This is a genomic window from Stappia albiluteola, from assembly GCF_014050225.1.
GTDB classification, from domain to species: domain Bacteria; phylum Pseudomonadota; class Alphaproteobacteria; order Rhizobiales; family Stappiaceae; genus Hongsoonwoonella; species Hongsoonwoonella albiluteola.
This window is the reverse complement of sequence record NZ_JACFXV010000053.1, coordinates 346,854-368,912: the sequence shown is the minus strand read 5'-3', so window position 1 is coordinate 368,912 and position 22,059 is coordinate 346,854. Positions and strand designations below refer to the sequence as shown.

Below are 22,059 nucleotides of genomic sequence, written 5' to 3'. Positions count from 1 at the left end.
GATACGCGGGTCAAGCCCGCGTATGACGAGCCGAGAGGTTGCGGCAGAGGGGCAACCGCACACTCCGCCGTCTTTCCGGACAAGGGAAGCGAAGCTGTCCGCCGATCCGGTATCCAGATGACATGCCGCGGGCATGGCCCGCTCCCCAATCATTTCAAGACGCGCTTGCGCGAACGATGTCTGGATCCCGCATCGGCGTTCGGACTTCGTCCTCACTGGTGCGGGATGACGCAGGAGTGTGGGGCAGGCGCCGGCTTCAACCCCCGGCCGTCAATCCCGGCCCGCGTATGCGAATGCGCATCGCGAGAGCCGGCATGGCGCGGGAACAGCCTACTCCGCTGCTTCCATCCGACGAGGCTCGTAGTTGAGGATCGGCGCGAGCCAGCGCTCGGTCTCCTCCAGGCTGAAGCCCTTGCGGCGGGCATAGTCTTCCACCTGGTCGCGCTCGATCTTGCCGACACCGAAATAGTGGCTTTCGGGATGGGCGAAATAGAGCCCGGAGACCGAGGACCCCGGCCACATGGCATAGCTTTCGGTCAGGCTGATGCCGGTCGCCGCTTCCGCGTCGAGCAGCCGGAACAGCGTCTCCTTCTCCGTATGATCGGGCTGGGCCGGGTAGCCGGGGGCCGGACGGATACCCTGATAGGCCTCCGCGATCAGTTCCTGGTTGGTGAGCCGCTCGTCTGCCGCATAGCCCCATAGCGTGGTGCGCACCTTCTGGTGCAGCTTCTCGGCAAAGGCTTCCGCGAGGCGGTCGGCCAGCGCCTGGCTCAGGATCTTGCTGTAGTCGTCGCCGGCCCTGGCATAGCGGGCGGCAAGCTCGTCCTCGCCATGACCGGCGGTGACCGCGAAGCCGCCGACATAATCGGCAATGCCGAGACTTTCCTCGGCGACGAAATCCGCCAGTGCCAGGTGGGCGCGGCCGCCGGAGGCGCGCGCCATCTGCTGGCGCAGCGAGTGGAAGGTGGCCAGTTCCGATGCCCGCGTGTCGTCAGCAAACAGCACGATATCGTCGCCGCGCGCCACTGCCGGCCAGAAGCCGACGACGCCTTTCGGCGTCAGCAGCCGGCCCGAGACGATCTCGTCCAGCATCCGCCGCGCATCATCGAAGAGCGCCCTGGCGGCCGGACCGTAGCGGTTGTCGGTCAGCACCGCCGGATAGCTGCCCTTGATCTCCCAGGTGGCGAAGAAGGGCGTCCAGTCGATCGTCTCGGCCAGTTCCTCCAGCGAAATGTCGTCAATGGCGCGCGCGCCGAGGAAGGAAGGCTTCACCGGACGATAGGCCTCGAAGGACGGCCGCAGGCGGTTGGCCCGCGCCTCGACAAGCGGAACGCGGCGTGAATTGCCGCGTGAGCGCGCGTGGCCTTCCGCTATCTTCGCGTAATCCGCCTTGACCTCGGCGAAGAAGCCCGCGCGCTGGCCCTCGCTCATCAGACGGCTGGCCACGCCGACGGCGCGTCCCGCATCAGTGACGTAGATCGCCTGGCCGCGCTCGTAATTGGGGTGGATCTTCACGGCAGTGTGGATGCTGCTCGTCGTCGCCCCGCCGATCAGGAGCGGCACGTCGAAGCCCTCGCGCTCCATTTCGGCCGCGACATGGCACATCTCGTCGAGCGACGGCGTGATCAGCCCAGACAGGCCGATAATGTCGACATTCTCCCTGCGCGCCGTCTCCAGGATCTTCGCCGCCGGCACCATGACGCCGAGGTCGATCACCTCGAAATTGTTGCACTGGAGCACGACGCCGACGATGTTCTTGCCGATGTCGTGCACGTCACCCTTGACGGTTGCGAGAAGCACCTTGCCGGCCTTCGACTGGCCGGCCTTGCCCGACAGGCGCTGCTCCTCTTCCATGAAGGGAAGCAGATAGCTGACAGCCTGCTTCATGACGCGAGCGGATTTAACCACCTGGGGCAGGAACATCTTGCCAGAGCCGAAGAGGTCGCCGACGACGTTCATGCCGTCCATCAGCGGCCCTTCGATCACCTCCAGCGGGCGACCGGCCTTGCTGCGGGCCTCCTCGGTGTCCTCGACGATATAGTCGGTGATGCCGGCGACGAGCGCGTGTTCCAGCCGCTTGGCGACCGGCAGGCTGCGCCAGGAAAGATCCACGACCTTCTTCTGGCCGCCTTCGCCGCGATATTTTTCCGCAATCTCCAGCAGCCGGTCGGTGGCATCGCCGCGGCGGTTCAGCACCACGTCCTCGCAGCGCTCGCGAAGCTCGGTGTCGAGATCGTCATAAATCGCCAGTTGCCCGGCATTGACGATGCCCATGTCCATGCCGGCGGCGATCGCGTGATAGAGGAACACGGAGTGCATCGCCTCGCGCACGGTCTCGTTGCCACGGAAGGAAAAGGAGAGGTTCGACACGCCGCCGGAGACATGCGCGTGCGGCAGGTTCTCGCGGATGTAGCGGGCGGCCTCGATGAAATCGACGCCGTAATTGTCGTGTTCCTCGATGCCGGTCGCCACCGCGAAGACGTTCGGGTCGAAGATGATGTCTTCCGGCGGAAAGCCGACCTTCTCCACCAGCAGGCCGTAGGAGCGCTTCGTGATCTCCTGCTTGCGGGCGAGCGTGTCGGCCTGGCCCTTCTCGTCGAAGGCCATGACGACGACTGCCGCGCCGTAGCGGCGCACCAGGCGCGCCTGGGCAAGGAAGCTCTCCTCGCCTTCCTTCAGCGAGATCGAATTGACGATACCCTTGCCCTGGATGCATTTCAGGCCGGCCTCGATGACGGTCCATTTGGAACTGTCGATCATCACCGGCACGCGGGCGATATCGGGCTCGGCCGCCACCAGGTTGAGGAAGGTGACCATCGCCTCCTCGGAATCGAGCAGGCCCTCGTCCATGTTGACGTCAATGACCTGAGCGCCGTTTTCCACCTGCTGGCGGGCGACGTCGAGGGCGGCGGCATAGTCGCCGGTCTTGATCAGCTTGCGGAAACGAGCCGAGCCGGTGACGTTGGTGCGCTCGCCCACATTGACGAAATTGGTTTGCGGCGTGATGACGAAGGCCTCGAGCCCCGACAGGCGCATATGGCGCTCGATTTCCGGCAGCCTGCGCGGGGGGTGCGGTTCGACCGCCGCCGCAATGGCGCGGATATGGTCCGGCGTGGTGCCGCAGCAGCCGCCGACGATATTGACGAGGCCGCTTTTGGCGAATTCCCCGAGAAGGCCGGCGGTGGCCTCAGGGCTTTCGTCATATTCGCCGAATTCATTGGGAAGGCCCGCATTGGGGTAGGCGCACACCAGCGTGTCGGCAACGCGGCCGAGTTCGTCGATGTGGGCGCGCATCTCCTTGGCACCCAAAGCGCAGTTGAGGCCGATGGAGAAGGGTTCGGCGTGGGCGACAGAGGCCCAGAAGGCTTCCGGCGTCTGGCCCGACAGCGTGCGGCCCGACAGGTCGGTGATCGTACCCGAGACCATGACCGGCAACTTTACGCCCTTTTCCTCGAACACCTCGTCGATGGCGAAGAGGGCGGCCTTGGCGTTCAGCGTATCGAAGATCGTCTCCACCAGCAGGATATCGGCGCCGCCGTCGATGAGGCCGCGCGCGGCCTCCGCATAGGCCTCGCGCAGGTCGTCGAAGGTGACAGCCCGATAGCCCGGATTGTTGACGTCCGGTGAAATGGACGCGGTGCGGTTGGTGGGCCCGAGCGCGCCGGCAACGAAACGCGGGCGAGCGGGATCCTTTGCCTCCACCAGGTCGCAGGCTTCCCGCGCAAGCCGCGCGCTGTCGCGGTTCAGCTCGTAGACGAAGCCTTCGCAACCGTAATCGGCCTGCGCGATCGAGGTCGACGAGAAGGTGTTCGTCTCCACGATATCGGCGCCGGCTTCCAGATAGGCGCGGTGGATGTCGCGGATGGCGTCCGGCAAGGTGAGCGACAGGAGGTCGTTGTTGCCCTGCAGCGGGCGCTCCCAGTCGGCGAAGCGGGTGCCGCGATAGCCCGCTTCGTCCAGCCTGAGCGCCTGGATCATGGTGCCCATGGCCCCGTCCAGGATCAGGATGCGCTTGGCGGCCGCCTCGGCGAGGCGGTCGAATACGGGCGATTTCTGCAGCATTTTACTCTCTTGGGCTTTCTGCGGCTTGCTTGTTCACGCAGCCTGTTTTTCCGCGGCCGCCGGGCGCACGCCCAGCATGTGGCAGATGGCGAAGGTCAGTTCCGCCCGGTTCATCGTGTAGAAGTGGAAGTCGGTAACGCCGCGGTCGACGAGATCGAGCACCTGCTCGCCGGCCACCGCGCAGGCAATAAGCTTGCGCGTCTCCGCATCCTGCTCGAGGCCAGCGAAGCGGCGGGCCAGCCAGTGCGGGATCGAGGTGCCGCACTTGGCCGAAAACACCATGGTCTGCTCGAAATTGGTGATCGGCAGGATGCCGGGCACGACCGGGATGTCGATGCCGGCGGCGCGCACGCGCTCCAGGAAGGCCTCGAAGACGTCGTTGTCGAAGAAATACTGGGTGATGGCACGCGTCGCGCCCGCATCGACCTTGCGCTTTAGGTTGTCGATCTCCGCCTGCCAGGTAGCGCTCTCGGGGTGTCGCTCCGGATAGGCGGAAACGGAAACCTCGAAATCGGCAACGCGGCGGATGCCGGCCACCAGATCGGCGGCATAGGCATAGCCGTCGGCACGCGGGCGATAAACGGCGCCGAGACCTTCCAGCGGGTCGCCCCGCAGCGCCACGATATGGCGAACGCCCATCTCGCGGTAGTCGCGCACGATGTCGTCAACCTCGTCCTTCGAGGCGCCGACGCAGGTCAGGTGGGCGGCCGGCGCAAGGTCGGTCTCCTCAAGCAGGCGTGCCACGGTGCGGTGGGTGCGCTCGCGCGTCGAGCCGCCCGCGCCATAGGTCACGGAAACGAAGGACGGATTGAGCCCCTGCAGGCGCTCGATCGCCGCCCACAGGGACGCCTCCATCTTTTCGCTCTTCGGCGGGAAGAATTCGAAGGAGACGGAAATATTCCCGCCATCGTCGAGGTCGGCGCGATGAGCGGATTGGGGGCTGTGCATGTCAGGCGACCTCCCGGGTCGAATTCTTTTGTGGCAAATCGGTAATCACGCGCGGGTCCTGGGCAAGCCAGAGGGTGACAGTCAGCTTGCCGCCCTCGCCATCGTCGGGCATCAGGTCGCGAATCTGGACGACGTCGAGACCGGCTTCCTCCAGCCAGCGGGACATCTGATCGTGGCTGAAGCCGAGGCGGCGGTGGGCATGGGCCTCACGCAGGAACTCGAAGTCATGCGGGGCGAAATCGACGATGAGCAGGCGCCCGCCCGGGCGTAGCGTGCGCGCGGCCTCCGCCACCGCCCTGCTGGGGTCGTCGAGGAAATGCAGCACCTGGTGGATGCAGACAACGTCGAAGCTCTCGCGCGGCACGGTCAGGGCATAGATGTCGCCATGACGGACCTGTGCGTGGGAAACGCCGGCGCGGGCCAGATTGGCGCGCGCCACCGAAAGCATGTCGTGGCTGGCATCGACGCCAAGGGCGCGGGCATACTGGCCGCTGAAAAGCTCGAGCAGACGGCCGGTGCCGGTGCCAAGATCAAGCAGCGCATCGAAGGGGCGCGTGCCGACCATCTCGTGCACCGCGCCTTCCACGGCAACTTCCGGCACGTGCAATGAGCGCTCCTGATCCCAGGTGCGGGCGCGCGCGGCGAAATAGCGTGCCGCCTCCTCGGCCTTGGCCTTGCGGATCGCCTGCAGGCGCATCCGGTCAGCCGCAAGAATCGCCTCGTCCGGATCGAGCCGCAGCAGGAGATCGCGGGCAAAGCGGCCCATGGCAGCCTCGCCGAGCCGGTAGAAAACCCACGAACCCTCCGGGAAGCGCTGGATCAGGCCGGCTTCCGTCAGGAGCTTCAGATGGCGGGAAATGCGAGGCTGGCTCTGGCCGAGGATCGCGGTGGCGTCTTTCACCGTCAACTCGCCCTCGGCAAGCAGTGCGATCAGCCGCAGCCTCGTCGGTTCGCCAACCGTCTTCAGCCCGGCAAGCAACTGGTCGAGGCTCAAAACAGTAGGCGTTGTCAGCTCTGTCGTCGGCATGGCGATGATAATCCGGCACCGTGTGTGGATATAAAGATATCTTTATACGTACATGGCAGCAAGTGCAAGGCAGATTGTCGCAACGGACCCTTTCTGTCGCCTTAATCGAAAGGACTCGACATCATTTAACAATTAGATTAATTAACATTATCGCTAATTGATGGGCTATGCAGATGACGCCGCAAATTCATGCCAGCCAGCCTGGATCCATGCCGGAGCTTTTCGCGGCCCTGGCCGATCCGGTCCGGCTCGCGATTGTCGAGAGGCTGCTTGACGAAGGCGAGATTTCCGCCGGCGCGCTGGCCGAACCCTTCGCAATCTCCAAGCCCGCCATCTCGCGCCACATCGCCGTCCTCGAGAAGGCGGGGATGGTGGAGCGGCGCGTCAAGAAGCAGTTCCGCCTTTTCCGTATCCGTCCGCAGGCAATGCGCGACCTCGACCAGTGGGTCCGGCGTTATCGCCACTTCTGGGAAACCTCCTTCGACCGGCTGGAACGGCTTTTCCCGCAGTCGGAACGCGGAGCGACAGACAACAAGGGAGACAGCAGCAATGACAATAGCAACGCTTGAGGCGGTGGAAGCCCGAACGCTCACCCTCAGCCGTACCCTGAACGCCACGCCGGAGCAGGTCTTCAATGCCTGGGTCGATCCGAATGTGCTGGTGAAATGGTGGGGACCGCAGGGCTTCACCACGCCGGAACTGAAACTCGACGTGCGCGAAGGCGGCGGATGGACCACCGTCATGGTGTCGCCGCAAGGATCGCGACACCATGTCAGCGGCGTCTACAAGGTAATCGACCGCCCGAAGCGCCTGGTCTTCACCTGGGCCTGGACGCAGGATGACGGCTCGCGCGGCCATGAGACGGAGGTGGAACTCACCTTCGCAGATCAGGGTGGCACGACGCTGATGACCATGGTGCAGAAGGTCTTCGCCGAGGTCGAACACCGCAATAATCACGAAGGCGGTTGGACGTCGTCCTTCGAAAAGCTGGTTGCCCTGTTCGCCTGAAGCGCCAGAGAAGTTTGATTTCAGCCCCCTGGGAACAGGTGGCCGGCGGCCATTCGCCGGCCCGGCCCATGGAAAAGGAGAAGCTCATGGAAACGCTGGAAATCATTGGCATTCCGCTCTCGAGCTATGTCAGGGCGGTTCGCATGGCCGCGCGCGAGAAGGGCATTCCCTACACCTTGGTGCCGGAAATGCCGCATAGCGAAGCCGTCGAGCGCATTTCGCCGGTTGGCAAGGTGCCGGTGATGCGGCACGGCGACTTCGAACTGGCGGAATCCAGGGCGATCGCCGGGTACATCGACAATGCCTTCAGCGGCCCGAGCATCTTTCCCCGGGAGGCGAAGGAGGCGGCCGAATGCGAGAAGTGGGTGTCGCTCATCAACACGGTGGTCGATCCGCTCTGCATCCGCCGCTACGTGCTGTCCTACGTCTTCCCGAAGTCGGAAGACGGTTCACCGGACCGGTCGGTCATCGACCCGGCCGTGGAGGAAATGAAGCCGGTCATCGCGATGCTCGACAAGGCGCTGGCCAGGACGGGGTACCTGGTCGGCGACAAGCCGACCTTCGCCGACTTCAACCTCTACCCGATCCTCTACTACCTCAGCCTGATGCCGGAATCGCGGAAGATGATGGAGGAGGCACCCAACCTGATGTCGCATTTCGAGGCGATGTCGGCGCGCGAAAGCGCCCGGGAGACCGTTCCGCCGACGCCGGACTCCTGATCACGCGCAAGCCCCCGGGGCAAGCCGGCTTCAGGCCGCGGGCTTGCCCTTGTTGGCGTCGTCGACGATGGGAAGCACGGCCCCGCCGATGGCCTTGGCCTCTTCCTCGGTCAGGTCGTCGCTGCTTTCCACCGGCTCCGTTCCGTCATCGGCTTCCGCATCGTCACCGGGCTTCTTGTCGCGCGTGACGTGCACCGTGACCTCGCGATGGGCGAACTTGATGCCTTCGCGGGCGCACAGGTCGCGGATGCCGGCATAGACCACCTTCCTCAGCTCGAACTGGTCGCCCGGCCGGGTCATGAACTTCACCCGGACGATCATGGCGGAATCGTCGAGGTCGGTGACGCCCTGCGATTTCACCGGCTGCAGGAATTTCGGTCCGTAGTCCGGATCCTCCAGCAGCTGTTGGCCGAATTTCTTGATCAGCTTGCGCATCTTGTCGACATCCGTGTCGTAGGTGACGCGGAAGGCGAGCTTCATGATGGCCCAGTCGCGCGAGTAGTTGATCACGTGCTGGATCTCGCCGAAGGGCACGGTGTTGAGCGGGCCGCGATGGTGACGCAGTTGCATGGAGCGGATCGAGATCTTCTCCACCGTGCCCTTGACCGAGCCTATATCGATGTACTCCCCCTTGCGGAAGGCGTCGTCGATCAGGAAGAAGGCGCCGGAGAAGATGTCGCGGATGAGTGTCTGCGCGCCAAAGCCAACCGCAAGGCCGACGACGCCGGCGCCGGCGAAGAGCGGCGCGATATTCACGCCGAGTTCCGACAGCACGACCATGGATCCCAGCACCACGATGGTGATCAGCAGGAAATTGCGGAAAAGCGGCAGCAGCGTCGCAAGCCGTGTCTCGCCCTTGCCGCCGATCTCGATCTCGTCGCCCTTGTCCTCGACGCCGCCTCTTTCCAGCGAAATCTTGCGGTCGATGGCGATCTGCACGGCGCGATAGATCAGGTAGCCGGCAAAGATGATGATCGCCACCTCTCCGAGCTTCGCGGTAATGTTGCGATCGTCCGTAAGCGGGACGCCCCATGCGAACAGCAGATAGGCGCCGGCGGCCACCAGCGCCAGAATGCGCCCGCCATGGTCGAGAAGCTCGCGATAGGGCGAGCGTGCCGCCTCCCGTTCCAGCGCCTCGGCCTCCGCCTGGGCCACATTCGCCTCGATGTCGACCGGTTCGCCTTCCGAGCGTTCCTTGCGGGCAATATCCTCGGCGATGCCACGCTTGGCTTCCGCGCTGTCGAGGGGCGGCAGCAGCCATTTGTCGAGCAGGAGAACGATTAGGCCATAAACGACGAGGCCGATCAGCAGGGCCATGATCGGAGCGGCGACGAGGCCGCTCGCCGCCGGAAGCTCAAGCAGTACCCGGACCGCGGAGCTGGCCCAGGCAAGCAGGAAATACACGACCGTTAGCGGTAACCAGAGGAGCTGCAGCGCATTGCGCCAGGCGAGTGTCCCGCCCTCGCCATGCGCCTCGCCGTTGAGGATGCGCGAGATCGGCCGCCGGTGGACGACGGCGATCGTGATCAGGAGCAGGCAGACAAGCAGGGAAGAGGCGATATCGGCAAGCTTTTCCGCGTTGCGGTCGAGGCCGAGCTTATCCATCCAGCCGACGACACCGCCCAGCAGGTAGCCGGCGATCGCCGTCCCCAGCAGCATGCGGTAGAGGCCATGCGCTTCTCTGTCCGTGAAGGGAATGATCCGGTGGCTTGCCGCGTCCGGCGCCAGCACGTTCAGGAAAACGAGCCGTAGCAGCAGGATCATCGCCACAGCGCGCAAGCCCGCGAACCCGGTGAGACGAGCAGCCGGATGGCCGCTGTCCAGCGCCAGCACCACGACCACCGAGACGATGGCGAAGGCCGCGAGCGCGGCCAGCATGATCAGGGCGCGGGAGAACAGATAGCCAATCTTGTCCGCCCGCCTTGCGGCCTTGACCTCCTGCAGGCGCAACAACCGTCCGCGTCCCCAGCGCTCGACAAGGCTGAGGGCGGCAAGGCCGGCGGCGGCGGCAAGCGCGAGCACCACAAGCGAGCGCCAGAGCCAGCCTATCGATCCGGACGGATCGGCCTGGGCCAGCATTTCCGCGCTACGCTCGCCGAAACCCCGGGCGCCCAGCAGCACCTCCTTCAGCGCAGCCCGCACTCGGTAGGCAAGCGACATGGAGGCTTCCATGGACATCATGTCGGAGACGTCGGGCAATGCAATCGCGGTCTTTTCGGCTGTCACCGTTTCCGGTGCCTTTGCCGTAGAGGGAGTAGGCCCGGCAGCCGGGGTCTGGGTCGTGACCTGCGCCGCGGCAGGAGCGATCAGGGGCGGAACCGCAAGGGTGAAAGCAAGAAACGACGTCAGAACGAACAGCCGGGCCGCAAGACCCGGCTTCCGGAATACGACTGCGAAGATATCGATCATCTTTCCCCCGGCTGCCAATCCCCCGCCGCCTTGAACGGGTTTCGCTGGATTGCATCACCTTACTTTAAGGGAAGTCCAGATCCTTTTTCCACAATAACGAAAATACCCGCCCCGCGTTGCGGCGAGACGGGCAGGATAAGGCGGAGCCAAGGGTGCCTGCGGCCGTGAATCAGACCGCCATGCGTCCCTGCCACTGGTCGAGCATCTTGCGGGCGGTCGACATGCGCATCCCCTCGTAGCGGGCAACCGCCTCGATGCGCGCGTCGTTGCTGAGGCGATGGCGCCAGGGTCCGATCTTCAGCAGCGCCTGCACGGTCATGGTCGAAAAGCCGTTCGCCTTGGCGACGATCAGGAAGGGGTCGGTATCGACGCGCACCATCCAGTGCTTCGCTTCCTCCACGCCAATATCGCAGATGAAGGCGAAACCGGAGACGACTTCCGGGAACCGGTCCTCGACCGCGAAACGGCGCAGGGTCGCTTCCGTCAGCCCCTCGGTGCGGGCCAGGGTATTGATGCGGCCGCTGGCGGTCTCGAAATCGTAACGGGCGATCCAGAACTCGTTGGACATGCGCTGCGCGGCGAGGCGCGCGGCCTGAGGCAGGCGACTGACACCGACCGTGTCGTCGCTTTCGATCAGTCGCGCCCGCACCCGCTCGCTGGCGATCTCCACCAGGGACAGTATCTGGCTGTCGGCAAGGTCGCCGCGCGAACCGATGGCGATCTGCAGGTCCTCATCGCCCTTTGCCGCATCGATGAGGCTGGACATGCCCTGATCCGAGAAGGCCGCGCCCTCGTTTTCCGCAACCTTCAGCTTTACGGGGCGGCTGCCTTCCTCCACCAGCGCGTCCGTCACCGGTTCCGACAGGACGACGCGGGCGGCGATCGCAAGCCGGTGGTCGTCGGTCATCGAGCGGGCGATGGCTTCAAGATCGGTGTCGCGCAGTACGGTGGAATGTTCCAGCACCGGTCTGGCGACGGCAATATTGTCGGTGGCGAGCTTGCGGATCGTGGATTCGGGCGCGCGACGCAGCTTGCACAGCCTCTCGGCGATGAAGCAGCGCGCTTCCTCTTCCACCATGTCGGACAGGCGCGTCAGCACCGAGTCGTAGATATCCATCTGCTCGTCAGAACAGCTTTCCGACGTCAGAGAAAAAAGCATGGCCACGTGGCGAGCCAACTCGTTGCTGCGAGCCGTATCCTTGCTTTCGGTCAGCGCTTCGAAGTTTACAAGCTCGGTATGCAGCGCATTCGACATGGGATCACCCTGATCGAGTTTTAAATCCAAGTGATTCATAGCATGGATGAATTAAATGAACAGCAAATATCCCCATCAAATATTTACAGAAAATCGTAATAAACTTTGAAAATACTTTAATTAAAATTGTCATGGCTGCCCGCAGATTCCCTGCCTTCTAGCAGCTTCCCGGTTCCCTGCCGACCCGGATGTCACGTCAGGGTTGCAGTTGCGAACATATTTTCTCGCATCCGCGATCTCGGGAACGTTAAGCCTGACTACCCGTTTGGGGACTACCGGCGACGAATCTCCCCGGCTATTCCGTCGAGGCCGAATTGGCGGCGCCATCAGGTTCATTCTTATTGAAATCAGCCATCAATAAGATTATCTGATTATCCATGCTGACGCTTCGCCAATTGCGCTATTTCGATGCTCTCGCCCGCCACCAGCATTTCGGCCGCGCGGCGGAGGATGTGGCGATTTCCCAGCCGGCACTTTCCATGCAGATCAAGGAGATGGAGGCTGCGCTCGGTATCGCGCTGGTCGAGCGCCAGGCCAACACGATTCGTTTAACCCGCGAAGGGCGCGAGGTTGCCCGCCGGGCCCTGCAGATCCTCTCCGCCGTGCGCGACCTGGAGGACTACGGCCGCCACGCCGGCCGCGTGCTTGGCGGGCCGCTCAGGCTCGGCATCATCCCCTCCATCGCTCCCTATCTGCTGCCGCGCGTGCTGCCGAAACTCATCGCGGATTACCCGGACCTGGACCTGCGTATCCGCGAAACCCTGACCGACACCCTGGTCGCGGAGCTGCGTCATGGCGAACTCGACGTCATCCTTGCCGCGCTGCCCATCGAGGACGGCGAGCTAGAAAGTCAGCCGCTCTTCGCCGATCGCTTTTTGCTGGCGACGAAGGCTTCCCCCGAACTCGACGAGCGCCAGCGCATCGACGCTTCGACGATCAACGGCGACAGCTTGCTGCTGCTGGAAGAAGGGCACTGCCTGCGCGATCAGGCGCTGAACTACTGCCAGGGTGTCAGGCCCTCGGCCCATTCCACCTTCGGCGCCACCAGCCTGTCCACCGTCATGCAGATGGTGGCGGCGGGCTATGGCGTGACGCTGCTGCCGGAAATCTGCGCTTCCGTCGAAGTGCGCGACGAGCGGGTGGCGTTGCTGCGTTTCAAGGACCCGCAGCCGGAACGCACGGTCGGCCTCGTCTGGCGGCGGTCCTCTCCCAGGAAGCATGACTTCACCACGCTCGGCCAATGCATCGCCGAAGCGCTGGAGTGACGAACGATGACCGCCGGCACGAAGCGGCAGCGCGACATGCGCAAGGCGCTCACCCGGCTTCTGCCGCGCGTGCCGATGCTGGATGCGGAGGCGATCCTCGACGTTGCCCTTGCAGGCCATCTGCGCCATCTGCCACCGTCGATCGCGCTGTGGCAGGCGGTGACGGCGCGCGTGCGCCACGCCCATACCGACTACGAGCAGCTGCTTGAGGAAGGCTACGACCGCGACGCCGCGCGTTTCTTCGTCATCGAGGCGATGAACGACACGCTGGCCCTTTGGGGCTGCGCCCGCCGGATGGAGGCGGACGAGGAAGACGGCGACTGAGCCCGGTTACCGTCTGGAAAGTCGAAAACGCGTGCGGTGGCGGCCGGTACTGTTTTCCCGTAACCAGTCTTTGCTTAGGTGAAACCTGATTTCAGGCAGCAGGAGCAGAAAAATGCCCTATGTGAACATTCGCATCACCCGCGAAGGCGTCACCGAAGACCAGAAGCGTGCCCTGATAAAGGGCGCCACCGATCTCCTCGTCGACGTTCTGAACAAGAACCCGGCCACCACCATCGTCACCATCGACGAGGTCGAGTTCGAGAACTGGGGCATCGGCGGCCTGCCGGCGGAGGAATACCGCGCCAAGATCAAGGCCGAAAAAGCTGCTGCCGAGGCCGCCGCGAAGGGCTGACCTGCGGGCGCTTGCCGTCTCCCGGCTCTCGCGATGCGCATGCGTGCATGCGGGCCGGGATGACAGCCGAGGATGGGGCATGGAGTTGCCCACACTCGGTGTCATCCCCGCGCAGGCGGGGAACCAGTAAACGCATGCGTTGGTGGCTGGATCTCTAGCTTTCGCGGTTACTGGATGCCCGGTCAGGCCGGCCATGACAGCGAGTGCCGCAGGCGCCTGACCCATACTCGGGTGTCCTCCCGGCCTGCGTGTTGTGTCCCGGAAGATTGTTGAGGGATTCGCGCGTGGGCCATGTCCTCCGCAATCATGGCAAACACATTCCGCCGCAGCATGGAGCTTTTCAGGATGCCAGCCGCGGATTTGCATGCGTCTTGCGTTCATCACAATCGCGGCAGGCCGGGAAGCGGCCAAGATGCAAGCATCATGAAGACGTTACGGCAACTCGTCCGTTCAAGCAGGATGGAAACATTGTTCACCTGAACATGACTCATTCCAGGGCGCCCCGAACCTATATCTCTCTTCGAATGAACGAACGGCTGCGAGCCAAAGCATTTCTGGAGAGATCGATGTCCGATACCCTTTCCGTTCTGACCGTCAATGCGTCGGCCCGGCGCGACGGTTCCGTCACCCGCAAACTGGTCGACGGCATCGTCGCCGATCTTGGCGCGACGAAGCAGATCAAGCTTGTTGAGCGTGATGTCGCCCAGGGCCTGCCGATCATCGACGAGGTCTGGGTCGGCGCCAATTTCACCGATCCCGCAGAGCGCAGTGACGCGCAGCGCCAGACCCTCGCCCTTTCCGACGAACTGGTTGCCGAACTGAAGGCGGCCGACGTGCTGGTGATCGGCGTTCCGGTCTACAATTTTGGCGTTCCGGCCGCCCTGAAGGCCTGGATCGACCTGGTGACGCGTGCCCGCGAAACCTTCCACTATACCGAAGATGGCCCGGTCGGTCTGCTTGAAGGCAAGAAGGCGGTCGTCGTCATGGCTTCCGGCGGCGTTCCGGTCGGGTCCCCGGTCGACTTCGCAACCGGGTATCTGCGCCACATCCTCGGCTTCATCGGCATCAAGGATGTCGAAATCGTTGCGGCCGACCGTCTTGCCGCCGGCGGTGACGAAGTGGTCCGAAATGCCGAAGCGGCCGCGAAGGTCGCCGCACAGGCCCTGGCCGCGTAATCTCTGCCGGTCGACGCTGGCGCACATGCAAAAACGCCTTCAGGCAACCGGGCCTGAAGGCGGTTCTTTTGTCAGTCCAGAATTCCCGTTCCGTTTTACATACCGGTACAGGCTGAACTCGGGGCGCGCCGTATCCGAATTCCGTTGTTTTTGGTCTTGGCGGGTCTTGCCGTAGCCCGGCGCCCGCGACTTCGCCGCTCTTACAGCACCCCGAAGACAATGCCTGTTACAAACAAGAACGCGGCAAGGAACGCTACGATCTCAAGATTGCGGACAATGGTCATTATGGCCTCCCGCTTTTCAGGCAGGCGTGAAGTGTACGTGAGGTTACCTATGGCTGGAAGTGCAAAAAGATGCTGCAACGCGGAATGCGCGTGCGCTGCGCTGCCGCCGGAGCGCTGAGTGCGGGTCGTGCCGCAATGTCGGCCGGAGCGACGGGCATGCCGCAGGCAACGCCAAGTCGCTGTAATCTTTACCTTTGGATCGGGAGCGCGTGGCCAATGCGGCGGTGGTTCCGCCGTCCTGCCGGTCTCCCCGTCAGCTTCCGTCTACTCCAACAAAAAACGGACCGCGGCTTCATGCCGCGCAATTGAGTCTGGCCGACCGCCGCCTGAATACGTCGAAACCGTGTTGCTGCGGACGATCGCCTGGATGCCAGTCAACAGGAATCATATTGAAAATGCCTTAATATTCAAAATTTTGAACTATTGATGCCAGCTTTTCAAAAAATGACGCAACGACAACTTGCAATCGACGTGTTTTTATTAACGAACGGGCAACCCCTCCTGTCGAAATATCGGGGAAAGAGAACAAATCCCGGAGAGGATTGCAGATGAATCTGGCCCAGCTGTCGGATCTTGCGCGAAACCATTCGCGCGATGGCCGGGCGGCCCTCGCCAAGGCCCTGACGGATCTGTTCGTCGCGGCCAACGACGATGAGGCAGGCTCGGTCAGCGATCTTTATGGCGAGATCATCTGCAAGGTGATCGATACGCTGGCATGCCCTGCGCGCCGCGACATTGCGGATCGGGTTGGCAGCCATTCGGTGGCGCCGCGTAAACTCCTCCGTGTCCTTGCCAATGACGAGTTCGACGTGGCCGAGCCCGTGCTGCGCAATGCCGTCGTCCTCACCGATGCCGATCTCGTCGAAGTGGCCGAAAGCGGCACCCAGGATCATCTCAAGGCGATTGCCATGCGCCAGACCGTTGATCCTGCCGTCAGCCGGGTGGTTGCGGAGCGTGGCGAGGCCGAGGTCCTGGTGGCGATCCTGCGCAATTTCGGCGCTTCCTTTTCCGGCGATACCTTCAATCATCTTGCCACGCAGGCAAGGCGCAATCCGGAACTGCAGGAGGCGCTTTGCGACCGTAGCGACCTGACACGGCAGGCGGCCGAGCTTCTCGTGCCGTTCCTCTCCGCCGAGCTCGAGCATCGCGTCCGCCGGCAGCGCAAGAACCAGACGGTCCTCAGGGCGTTGTCGGAGCGGCCGCTGCACAAGGTCAACGTCCAGCTGCATGACCTTGGCGACGCTCCCTCGCGGACCCAGCAGCTCATTGACAGCGTGGTCGCCGGCAAGACATCGATCGACGAGGCGGTTGAGCTCTTCACGTCGAAGAACAAGACCATCGATCTCGGCAACCTGATCTCGCAGGTGGCCAAGGTTCCCGAGGCCGCGGTGCTTCGCATGCTGTTCCGCGAGCAGGATCAGCCGCTGATCATGTTGTGCCGCGTCGCCGGCGTTTCGGAAAAGGCTTATGAGAAGATTGCCGGTATGCGCGCCAAGCGGCTGAAGATGACGGCCGCCGCCATTTCCGACGCGGTCGAGCGCTATGCCTCGATGGACAGGGCCACCGCGCAGAAGCTTCTGGAGGAATCCAGATCCAAGGTGAAGGGCGCGGCCTGAGGCTTCTCCTGCTCAGTCCGCCTTCGCGATTGCCTCCTCAAGCCATTTGGCGGCCATCAGCGCTTTGTGGTCCTCATCCCTAGCGCCCACCACCTGGATGCCGAGCGGCATGCCCTGCGCCGAAATTACTCCCGGCACGTTCACTGCCGGCACGCCCATCAGCGTCCAGACACGGTTGAAGATGGAGGAGCCCGTGGAGCCCAGCCCTTCGGGCGCAGTACCCGGTGCGGAAGGGGTCAGGATCGCGTCGAAATCCTGGAAGAGATCCTTCAGCGCCAGTTTTGCCTCCGCCGCCGTCTTTCGGGCCGCGTCGTAGTCGGCGGCCTCGATCGCCCGTCCTGCTGCCAGCGTTTCGCGGAGGATCGGGCTCAGTTCGGCGACACGGCGGTCGAATTCGTGGCCGAGCGCAAGGGCCGCCTCGAAGTCCTGGATGACCTGGTGCGCGGCGAAGGCATCGGAAAACACCGCCGGCAGCGTTACCTCGCTCACCTTCGCGCCGGCCTTTTCGGCGAGCCGCGCGGTGTTTTCCAGCGCCACCCGCATCTCGCCGGAAGCCTCATGCCACAAATGTGTCCGTACGAGCGCGAAATGGGGCGCTGCCGGCATTTGCCGGTCCACCCGCCAGTCGCGGCCGGAAAGTGCGGCGGCACCAAAGGCCGCATCGGCCACGCCCTTGCCGAAGACGCCGAGCGTGTCGAGGCTCCAGGAGAAGATCTTCAGGCCCACTGGCGGCAGGATGCCGTAGCTCGGCTTGAAGCCGGCGATGCCGCAGAAGGCGGCCGGGCGGACCACGGAGCCGCCGGTCTGCGTCCCGATAGCCAGCGCGAAGAAGCCGGCCGCGATCCCGGCCGCCGACCCGGAAGACGAGCCGCCGGGCGTGTGGGAAGGCTTCACCGGATTGCGGGTCGGGCCCGGCTTGAAGAAGGCGAATTCCGTCGTCACCGTCTTGCCGACGATGCCGGCGCCCAGCCGCTTGGCCTGAGCGACGATCGCCGCATCCGCCGCCGGCCGATGCCCTGCATAGATCGGCGAGCCATAGGCGGTCGGCAAATCGGCCGTGTCGATATTGTCCTTCACCGCGAAGGGAAGGCCGGCAAGCGGGCCGCGCCCTTCCGCCGCCGCCAGCCGCGCGGCGTCGAGGTCGAGGGCGGTGAAAGCCCGGATGATGCCCTCCTTCTCCGCGATCGCCTCGGCGCAGGCATCGAAGATCCGGTCGACCGTCGTCCGCCCGGCTTCAAGGTCCCGTGCAAGTTCGATCGCTGATAGCATCGTATCCTCCCCCGTTTGCCGGGAGCATCGGACAGGAGGCGCTGCCGGACAAGGGAAAGCGACAGGATGCAACAGGCTTTTTTCAAAAGAAGCGCTTCTTTTCCTGAGGATAGCCCGGATTCCGGTCTTGAGGCGCATCAACCACAGGCCCGTGCCGCCATGCGATGATGGCGGGCTGCGAATTCGATCGGGAGGCTACCGGCCATGAAGGCGATGGTTCTGAAGAGGCAGGGGGCGCCGCTGGAACCGGTCGAATGGCCGGACCCGGCTCCGGGCCCAGGCCAGCTTCTGGTTTCCGTCGCCGCCTGCGGCGTCTGCCGGACCGATCTTCATGTGATCGACGGCGACCTGAAGGAGCCGAAACTGCCGCTTGTTCCCGGCCACGAAATCGTCGGACGGGTAGCAGGGCTGGGCGATGGCGTTTCCGGCTTTGCGCTGGGCGAGAAGGTCGGCATTCCCTGGCTCGGCCACACCTGCGGCTGCTGCCGGTTCTGCCTGAGCCATCGCGAGAACCTGTGCGACCGGCCGGGTTTCACCGGCTATACGATCGACGGGGGCTATGCCAGCCACTGCGTCGCCGATGCCGATTACTGCTTCAGGCTGCCGGATGCCTTCGGCGATGCCGAGACCGCGCCGCTTCTGTGCGCGGGCCTGATCGGACATCGCTCGTTGAGAATGGCCGGAGATGCCAGGCGGCTCGGGATCTACGGCTTCGGGGCGGCGGCCCATATCGTCGCGCAGGTGGCGCGTTACGAGGGGCGGGAAATCTATGCCTTCACACGCCCGGGGGATAAGGGCGCGCAGGACTTCGCAAGGTCGCTCGGCGCCGCCTGGGTCGGCGGATCGGACGAATTGCCGCCCCGGCAGCTCGATGCGGCAATCCTGTTCGCGCCCGTCGGCGCTTTGGTTCCACAGGCGTTGAAGGCGACCGTCAAGGGCGGCACTGTCGTCTGCGGTGGCATTCACATGTCGGATATTCCGCGCTTTCCCTATGCCGATCTCTGGGGCGAGCGGGTGATCCGTTCCGTTGCCAATCTGACGCGCAAGGACGCGGAGGAATTTCTGGCGCTTGCCCCGCGCGCCGGCGTGAAGACCCATGTCACGGCCTATCCACTGGAGCGCGCCAACGAGGCGCTGGCGGATTTGAGGGAAGGGCGGCTGACGGGTGCCGCCGTCCTCGTGCCCTGAGTTGAAAGGTCAACCGGCCGCCTTGCGCAGCGTCGCCGTCATGATGCCGGCCATCACCAGCACGCCGCCGCCGAGCCGGTTCATCAGGCGCAGGGTCGACGGGCGGCGGACCCTTTCGCGGACCGAAGCTGCCGTCAGCGCGTAGAGCGCTGCGTTGACGATGCCGAGCACCACGAAGGTCGAGCCGAGAAGCAGAAGCTGCGGCAGCAGCGGCGCGCTCTCGGCGATGAAATGCGGCAGGAAGGCGATGAAGAAGGCGATTCCCTTGGGGTTGAGGGCGGTCACGACGAAGGTATGCAGGAACACCTTGCGACCGGTCGCGGTTTTCGTTTCCATCGTCTCCAGTGCCTGCGGCCGCGACCGCCACAGCTTGACGCCGAGATAGACGAGATAGGCCGCGCCGATCCATTTCAGCACCGAAAACAGCGTTGCGGATGTCGCGAGGATCGCGCCGAGACCTGCAAGGGAAGCGAAGGCTGCAACCGCGTCGCCGAGGCCCACTCCGGCAACGCTTGCCGCCGCCGACCGGCGCCCTTGCGCCAGCGCGTAGCTGACGACGAGCATCACCGTGGGGCCGGGTATCGCGAGCACGACCAGCGTCGCAACGACATAGGCGAGATAGAGTTCAAGCGTCACGAGAAATGCCTCCGTTCCAGGGCTGACGATAATTCAATCGGGATTGTTGGGGAAATCCGTTTGTTGCTTCCCGGCTTCTGTAAATTTCCTGAAGCTTCCGGCAGCATGGAGCCGGCTCCATTTCGACTGATGCGCGAGGCGGGAAATATTTTAATTTTCAGTCCGTTAGAGACAACTTTTTTAAGATGGAAGTTTTCCTTCAGATTTATGCGAAAGTTTCAGTGAGTAATTCCGGCTTCAGTCTTCAAATTCGACTTTAGGTCATGTTTTAATTGCTGGTGAAGGAATTCGACCTAAATTGAGTCGGAAATGGTTCGAATCGGAAATCCTGCTTAATTCCATACTCTTCCGGGGAAATATTGTAGTTTCTAAGGGGGCTTACAGGATGGATAGGTACGCAAGCGCTCGTGAGATGACGCTTACGCTTCGTCCCGATCATCCTGTCTACTGCTTCCACCGCAACATCCTGCAAGAGGATGCGATTGCCTTCCGCCAGGCGTTTCCGGGCAAGACCGCCTATGCGGTCAAGACCAACGGCGAGCCCTTCGTGCTGGAGACCCTGGCGCAAGCGGGGGTGGATTGCTTCGACGTCGCGTCGCCAGCCGAGATCGCCGCCGTCAGGGCGGCCGCGCCGAAGGCGGAAATGATCTACATGCATCCGGTCAAGGCGCAGTCCGACATCCGCCTGGCGCTGGAGCGGTATCACATCCGCACGCTGGCGCTCGACCATGAGGACGAGGTCGCCAAGATCCTGCGCATCGTGCGGGCGCTGGACCTCGATCCCGGCGATATCACCCTCTTTGTGCGCATCGCCACAAAGGGGCATGCCGCCTATGAACTTTCCAAGAAATTCGGAGCCGCGCCGGGGCATGCGGTCGAGCTGCTGCAGCGTATCGACCGCATCGGTTTCCGGGCCGGCATCTGCTTTCACGTCGGCAGCCAGATCGAGGAAACGGACACCTATGAAAGGGCGCTTGCCTCCGCCGACTGGGTGCGGGCCCGGGCCGGCGTTCCGATCGTCGCGCTCGATGTCGGCGGCGGATTTCCCGCCGAGTATGGCAGCGATCCGCGGCGAAAGGCGGTGGAGGTTCCCTCCACGCTTGAGATCCTGGAGGAGCTGCGCGGCGAGATCGAAGCCTGGGGCTTTGCCGACACTCCGCTGGTGGCCGAGCCTGGCCGGGCGATCTGCGCGCGCTGCATCTCGCTGGTGGTGCGCGTGTTGCTGAAGAAGGGGCGCCGGCTTTACATCAACGACGGTATTTGGGCCTCGCTCTCCGACAGTTGGACCGGGAAGATCACGCTTCCCGCCCGCCACATTCCCGATCCTGCCCGGCGGCAACGCTCCGGCGATCCGTCGTCGATCATTCCTTTCAAGGTCTGCGGGGCGACCTGCGACAGCGTCGACATCCTGTCGCGGCCCTTCTGGCTGCCGGAAACGGTCGACACCGGCGACTGGATCGAGATCGGCCATATCGGCGCCTATTCGCTGGCGCTGCGAACCCACTTCAACGGCTTCTACCCCGACACGATCGTCGAGGTGGACAGGCCCTTTGCCGATGACGGCGAACCCCCGGAGAGCTTTGCCTCGATTGAGACCATGGCGGATTGAGAATGCGGCCTTTCCTCCCGGTTTTCCTCTGGCTTGCAGCGGCTTGCCTGCCCCATCTGCTTGCGTCCGGTCAGTCTTCGGCTTCGCCGCTTGCGCCGGAGAGGCTCGAAGTCCTGAAAATCGGCGAGACCGAAAAGCCGCCGCAGCCCTTGCTGGTGCCGCCGTTCGAAAAGGTGCCGCCTGAAGGGCCTGTGGGCTCCATCCTGCGAGTGCCGCCGAAACCCCAGAGGCCCTCGGCAACGCTCAATCCCGCCGATCTGCGTTGGTCTTCCGGGTCGACGATCGAAGCCTTTCCCGGCGGCCGGAAGTCGGCCGAAAAGCGCCACTGGATCGAGCAGTGGATGTTTCTGCGCATGCGCAAGACGGAGACCTGCCCGCTCGCGATAGGCAATCTCCAGGTCCTGAGCCCCGTATCGGGTCCCGACGACTGCCGCGTCGAAAAGCCGGTCCATCTGGCTGCGCTTGGCCCTGGCGGCGGCGTTCGCCTGCCGGGACTGGCGTTGCTCGATTGCGAGTTCGCCATGATGGTGGAGCGCTTCCTCGTCGATGACGCCAGTGACGCGGCCCTCCTGCAACTGGGCGAGCGCCTCGTCAGCGTGGAGATCTCGCAGAGCTACGCCTGCGGCACTCCCTTCGGTGAAGGCGCGCTGGAAGCGAGGGAACATCATGCCGGCAGGGCGATCGATATCACCGCTTTTCATCTCGACAATGACCGTGTGATTTCGGTCGCCGAGAGCTTCGGCGACAGGAACGAGGATGGCGAGTTCCTGGACGTCGTCTTCAGGAAGGCCTGCACGCATTTTTCCGGTATGCTGCGCCACGAAGGACCGGCCGAGGGCAGCGCGGTCCTGCACCTCGACGACCGCTGCGATGGTGAGGATTGCAAGGAACGCGTCTGCGAGTAGGCGGGCGC

General features: G+C 63.8%; 18 protein-coding genes. 11 read left to right on the top strand and 7 right to left on the bottom strand.

The window, feature by feature from the left end; genetic code table 11:
- Positions 1 to 330: 330 nt before the first annotated feature.
- Genes metH through H2509_RS12055 form a run of 3 tightly spaced genes read right to left on the bottom strand, consistent with a single transcriptional unit; the run spans position 331 to position 6,037 of the window.
- The gene (gene metH, locus H2509_RS12065) at positions 331 to 4,062 is read right to left on the bottom strand and encodes a methionine synthase (protein WP_182165606.1); all 3,732 of its coding nucleotides are present in this window, start codon (positions 4,060 to 4,062) and stop codon (positions 331 to 333) included.
- Between the two features lie 33 nt (positions 4,063 to 4,095).
- The gene (gene metF / locus H2509_RS12060) at positions 4,096 to 5,010 is read right to left on the bottom strand and encodes a methylenetetrahydrofolate reductase [NAD(P)H] (protein ID WP_182165604.1); all 915 of its coding nucleotides are present in this window, start codon (positions 5,008 to 5,010) and stop codon (positions 4,096 to 4,098) included.
- 1 nt (position 5,011) lies between these two features.
- Positions 5,012 to 6,037: an ArsR/SmtB family transcription factor gene (locus H2509_RS12055; protein ID WP_182165602.1), complete on the bottom strand. Its 1,026-nt coding sequence runs from the start codon at positions 6,035 to 6,037 to the stop codon at positions 5,012 to 5,014.
- Between the two features lie 173 nt (positions 6,038 to 6,210).
- On the opposite strand from H2509_RS12055, the gene H2509_RS12050 reads away from it, so the two are divergent.
- From H2509_RS12050 to H2509_RS12040, 3 genes are all read left to right on the top strand, one after another.
- Positions 6,211 to 6,606 (top strand): ArsR/SmtB family transcription factor, encoded by a 396-nt coding sequence (locus H2509_RS12050; RefSeq protein ID WP_182165600.1) that lies wholly within the window; start codon positions 6,211 to 6,213, stop codon positions 6,604 to 6,606.
- Complete coding sequence (locus H2509_RS12045; protein ID WP_182165598.1) at positions 6,587 to 7,045, top strand: SRPBCC family protein; 459 nt, start codon at positions 6,587 to 6,589, stop codon at positions 7,043 to 7,045. The genes H2509_RS12050 and H2509_RS12045 overlap by 20 nt, the downstream gene beginning before the upstream one ends.
- An 86-nt stretch (positions 7,046 to 7,131) precedes the next feature.
- Positions 7,132 to 7,764, top strand: coding sequence for a glutathione S-transferase family protein (locus H2509_RS12040; RefSeq protein WP_182165596.1), 633 nt, complete (start codon positions 7,132 to 7,134; stop codon positions 7,762 to 7,764).
- 30 nt (positions 7,765 to 7,794) lie between these two features.
- Here the strand turns inward: H2509_RS12040 and H2509_RS20740 are convergent, their stop codons facing one another.
- Both H2509_RS20740 and H2509_RS12030 read right to left on the bottom strand, forming a co-directional pair.
- Complete coding sequence (locus H2509_RS20740; protein WP_209001922.1) at positions 7,795 to 10,173, bottom strand: mechanosensitive ion channel family protein; 2,379 nt, start codon at positions 10,171 to 10,173, stop codon at positions 7,795 to 7,797.
- Positions 10,174 to 10,342: 169 nt separating this feature from the next.
- Positions 10,343 to 11,428 carry a DUF2336 domain-containing protein gene (locus tag H2509_RS12030; RefSeq protein ID WP_182165594.1) on the bottom strand — a complete coding sequence of 362 codons (1,086 nt, stop codon included), beginning with the start codon at positions 11,426 to 11,428 and terminating at the stop codon, positions 10,343 to 10,345.
- A gap of 377 nt (positions 11,429 to 11,805) precedes the next feature.
- Here H2509_RS12030 and H2509_RS12025 point away from each other — a divergent pair, with 377 nt between their 5' ends.
- The 5 genes from H2509_RS12025 to H2509_RS12005 all read left to right on the top strand — a co-directional run bounded on the left by H2509_RS12025 (position 11,806) and on the right by H2509_RS12005 (position 16,444).
- Positions 11,806 to 12,693: a hydrogen peroxide-inducible genes activator gene (locus H2509_RS12025; RefSeq protein WP_182165592.1), complete on the top strand. Its 888-nt coding sequence runs from the start codon at positions 11,806 to 11,808 to the stop codon at positions 12,691 to 12,693.
- Positions 12,694 to 12,699: 6 nt separating this feature from the next.
- Complete coding sequence (locus H2509_RS12020; protein ID WP_182165590.1) at positions 12,700 to 13,017, top strand: DUF2293 domain-containing protein; 318 nt, start codon at positions 12,700 to 12,702, stop codon at positions 13,015 to 13,017.
- A gap of 112 nt (positions 13,018 to 13,129) precedes the next feature.
- Entirely contained in the window at positions 13,130 to 13,369 is a 240-nt protein-coding gene (locus H2509_RS12015) for a tautomerase family protein (RefSeq protein ID WP_182165588.1), read from the top strand.
- A 566-nt stretch (positions 13,370 to 13,935) separates the two neighbouring features.
- Positions 13,936 to 14,544, top strand: coding sequence for an FMN-dependent NADH-azoreductase (locus H2509_RS12010; RefSeq protein ID WP_182165586.1), 609 nt, complete (start codon positions 13,936 to 13,938; stop codon positions 14,542 to 14,544).
- 832 nt (positions 14,545 to 15,376) lie between these two features.
- Entirely contained in the window at positions 15,377 to 16,444 is a 1,068-nt protein-coding gene (locus H2509_RS12005) for a DUF2336 domain-containing protein (RefSeq protein WP_182165584.1), read from the top strand.
- A gap of 12 nt (positions 16,445 to 16,456) precedes the next feature.
- Here the strand turns inward: H2509_RS12005 and H2509_RS12000 are convergent, their stop codons facing one another.
- Positions 16,457 to 17,713 carry an amidase gene (locus tag H2509_RS12000; RefSeq protein ID WP_182165582.1) on the bottom strand — a complete coding sequence of 419 codons (1,257 nt, stop codon included), beginning with the start codon at positions 17,711 to 17,713 and terminating at the stop codon, positions 16,457 to 16,459.
- A 204-nt stretch (positions 17,714 to 17,917) separates the two neighbouring features.
- On the opposite strand from H2509_RS12000, the gene H2509_RS11995 reads away from it, so the two are divergent.
- Entirely contained in the window at positions 17,918 to 18,901 is a 984-nt protein-coding gene (locus H2509_RS11995; RefSeq protein ID WP_182165580.1) for a zinc-dependent alcohol dehydrogenase family protein, read from the top strand.
- A 9-nt stretch (positions 18,902 to 18,910) separates the two neighbouring features.
- Here H2509_RS11995 and H2509_RS11990 read toward each other — a convergent pair whose 3' ends face one another.
- The gene (locus H2509_RS11990; RefSeq protein ID WP_182165578.1) at positions 18,911 to 19,537 is read right to left on the bottom strand and encodes a LysE family translocator; all 627 of its coding nucleotides are present in this window, start codon (positions 19,535 to 19,537) and stop codon (positions 18,911 to 18,913) included.
- A 385-nt stretch (positions 19,538 to 19,922) separates the two neighbouring features.
- Between H2509_RS11990 and H2509_RS11985 the strand changes: the two genes are divergently transcribed.
- Both H2509_RS11985 and H2509_RS11980 read left to right on the top strand, forming a co-directional pair.
- Positions 19,923 to 21,146, top strand: coding sequence for an alanine racemase (locus H2509_RS11985; RefSeq protein WP_182165576.1), 1,224 nt, complete (start codon positions 19,923 to 19,925; stop codon positions 21,144 to 21,146).
- Between the two features lie 2 nt (positions 21,147 to 21,148).
- The gene (locus tag H2509_RS11980; protein ID WP_182165558.1) at positions 21,149 to 22,051 is read left to right on the top strand and encodes an extensin family protein; all 903 of its coding nucleotides are present in this window, start codon (positions 21,149 to 21,151) and stop codon (positions 22,049 to 22,051) included.
- The last annotated feature ends 8 nt before the right edge of the window (positions 22,052 to 22,059 follow it).

Excerpts from the sequence above, each read along its gene's own strand:
- H2509_RS12020 (WP_182165590.1), top strand. The coding sequence starts at position 12,700 with ATGACCGCCGGCACGAAGCGGCAGCGCGACATGCGCAAGGCGCTCACC.
- H2509_RS12030 (WP_182165594.1), bottom strand. The coding sequence starts at position 11,428 with ATGTCGAATGCGCTGCATACCGAGCTTGTAAACTTCGAAGCGCTGACC.
- H2509_RS20740 (WP_209001922.1), bottom strand. The coding sequence starts at position 10,173 with ATGATCGATATCTTCGCAGTCGTATTCCGGAAGCCGGGTCTTGCGGCC.
- H2509_RS12055 (WP_182165602.1), bottom strand. The coding sequence starts at position 6,037 with ATGCCGACGACAGAGCTGACAACGCCTACTGTTTTGAGCCTCGACCAG.
- H2509_RS12040 (WP_182165596.1), top strand. The coding sequence starts at position 7,132 with ATGGAAACGCTGGAAATCATTGGCATTCCGCTCTCGAGCTATGTCAGG.
- H2509_RS12025 (WP_182165592.1), top strand. The coding sequence starts at position 11,806 with ATGCTGACGCTTCGCCAATTGCGCTATTTCGATGCTCTCGCCCGCCAC.
- H2509_RS12000 (WP_182165582.1), bottom strand. The coding sequence starts at position 17,713 with ATGCTATCAGCGATCGAACTTGCACGGGACCTTGAAGCCGGGCGGACG.
- metH (WP_182165606.1), bottom strand. The coding sequence starts at position 4,062 with ATGCTGCAGAAATCGCCCGTATTCGACCGCCTCGCCGAGGCGGCCGCC.
- H2509_RS12045 (WP_182165598.1), top strand. The coding sequence starts at position 6,587 with ATGACAATAGCAACGCTTGAGGCGGTGGAAGCCCGAACGCTCACCCTC.
- H2509_RS12005 (WP_182165584.1), top strand. The coding sequence starts at position 15,377 with ATGAATCTGGCCCAGCTGTCGGATCTTGCGCGAAACCATTCGCGCGAT.
- metF (WP_182165604.1), bottom strand. The coding sequence starts at position 5,010 with ATGCACAGCCCCCAATCCGCTCATCGCGCCGACCTCGACGATGGCGGG.
- H2509_RS12050 (WP_182165600.1), top strand. The coding sequence starts at position 6,211 with ATGACGCCGCAAATTCATGCCAGCCAGCCTGGATCCATGCCGGAGCTT.
- H2509_RS11995 (WP_182165580.1), top strand. The coding sequence starts at position 17,918 with ATGAAGGCGATGGTTCTGAAGAGGCAGGGGGCGCCGCTGGAACCGGTC.
- H2509_RS12010 (WP_182165586.1), top strand. The coding sequence starts at position 13,936 with ATGTCCGATACCCTTTCCGTTCTGACCGTCAATGCGTCGGCCCGGCGC.
- H2509_RS11980 (WP_182165558.1), top strand. The coding sequence starts at position 21,149 with ATGCGGCCTTTCCTCCCGGTTTTCCTCTGGCTTGCAGCGGCTTGCCTG.
- H2509_RS11985 (WP_182165576.1), top strand. The coding sequence starts at position 19,923 with ATGGATAGGTACGCAAGCGCTCGTGAGATGACGCTTACGCTTCGTCCC.
- H2509_RS12015 (WP_182165588.1), top strand. The coding sequence starts at position 13,130 with ATGCCCTATGTGAACATTCGCATCACCCGCGAAGGCGTCACCGAAGAC.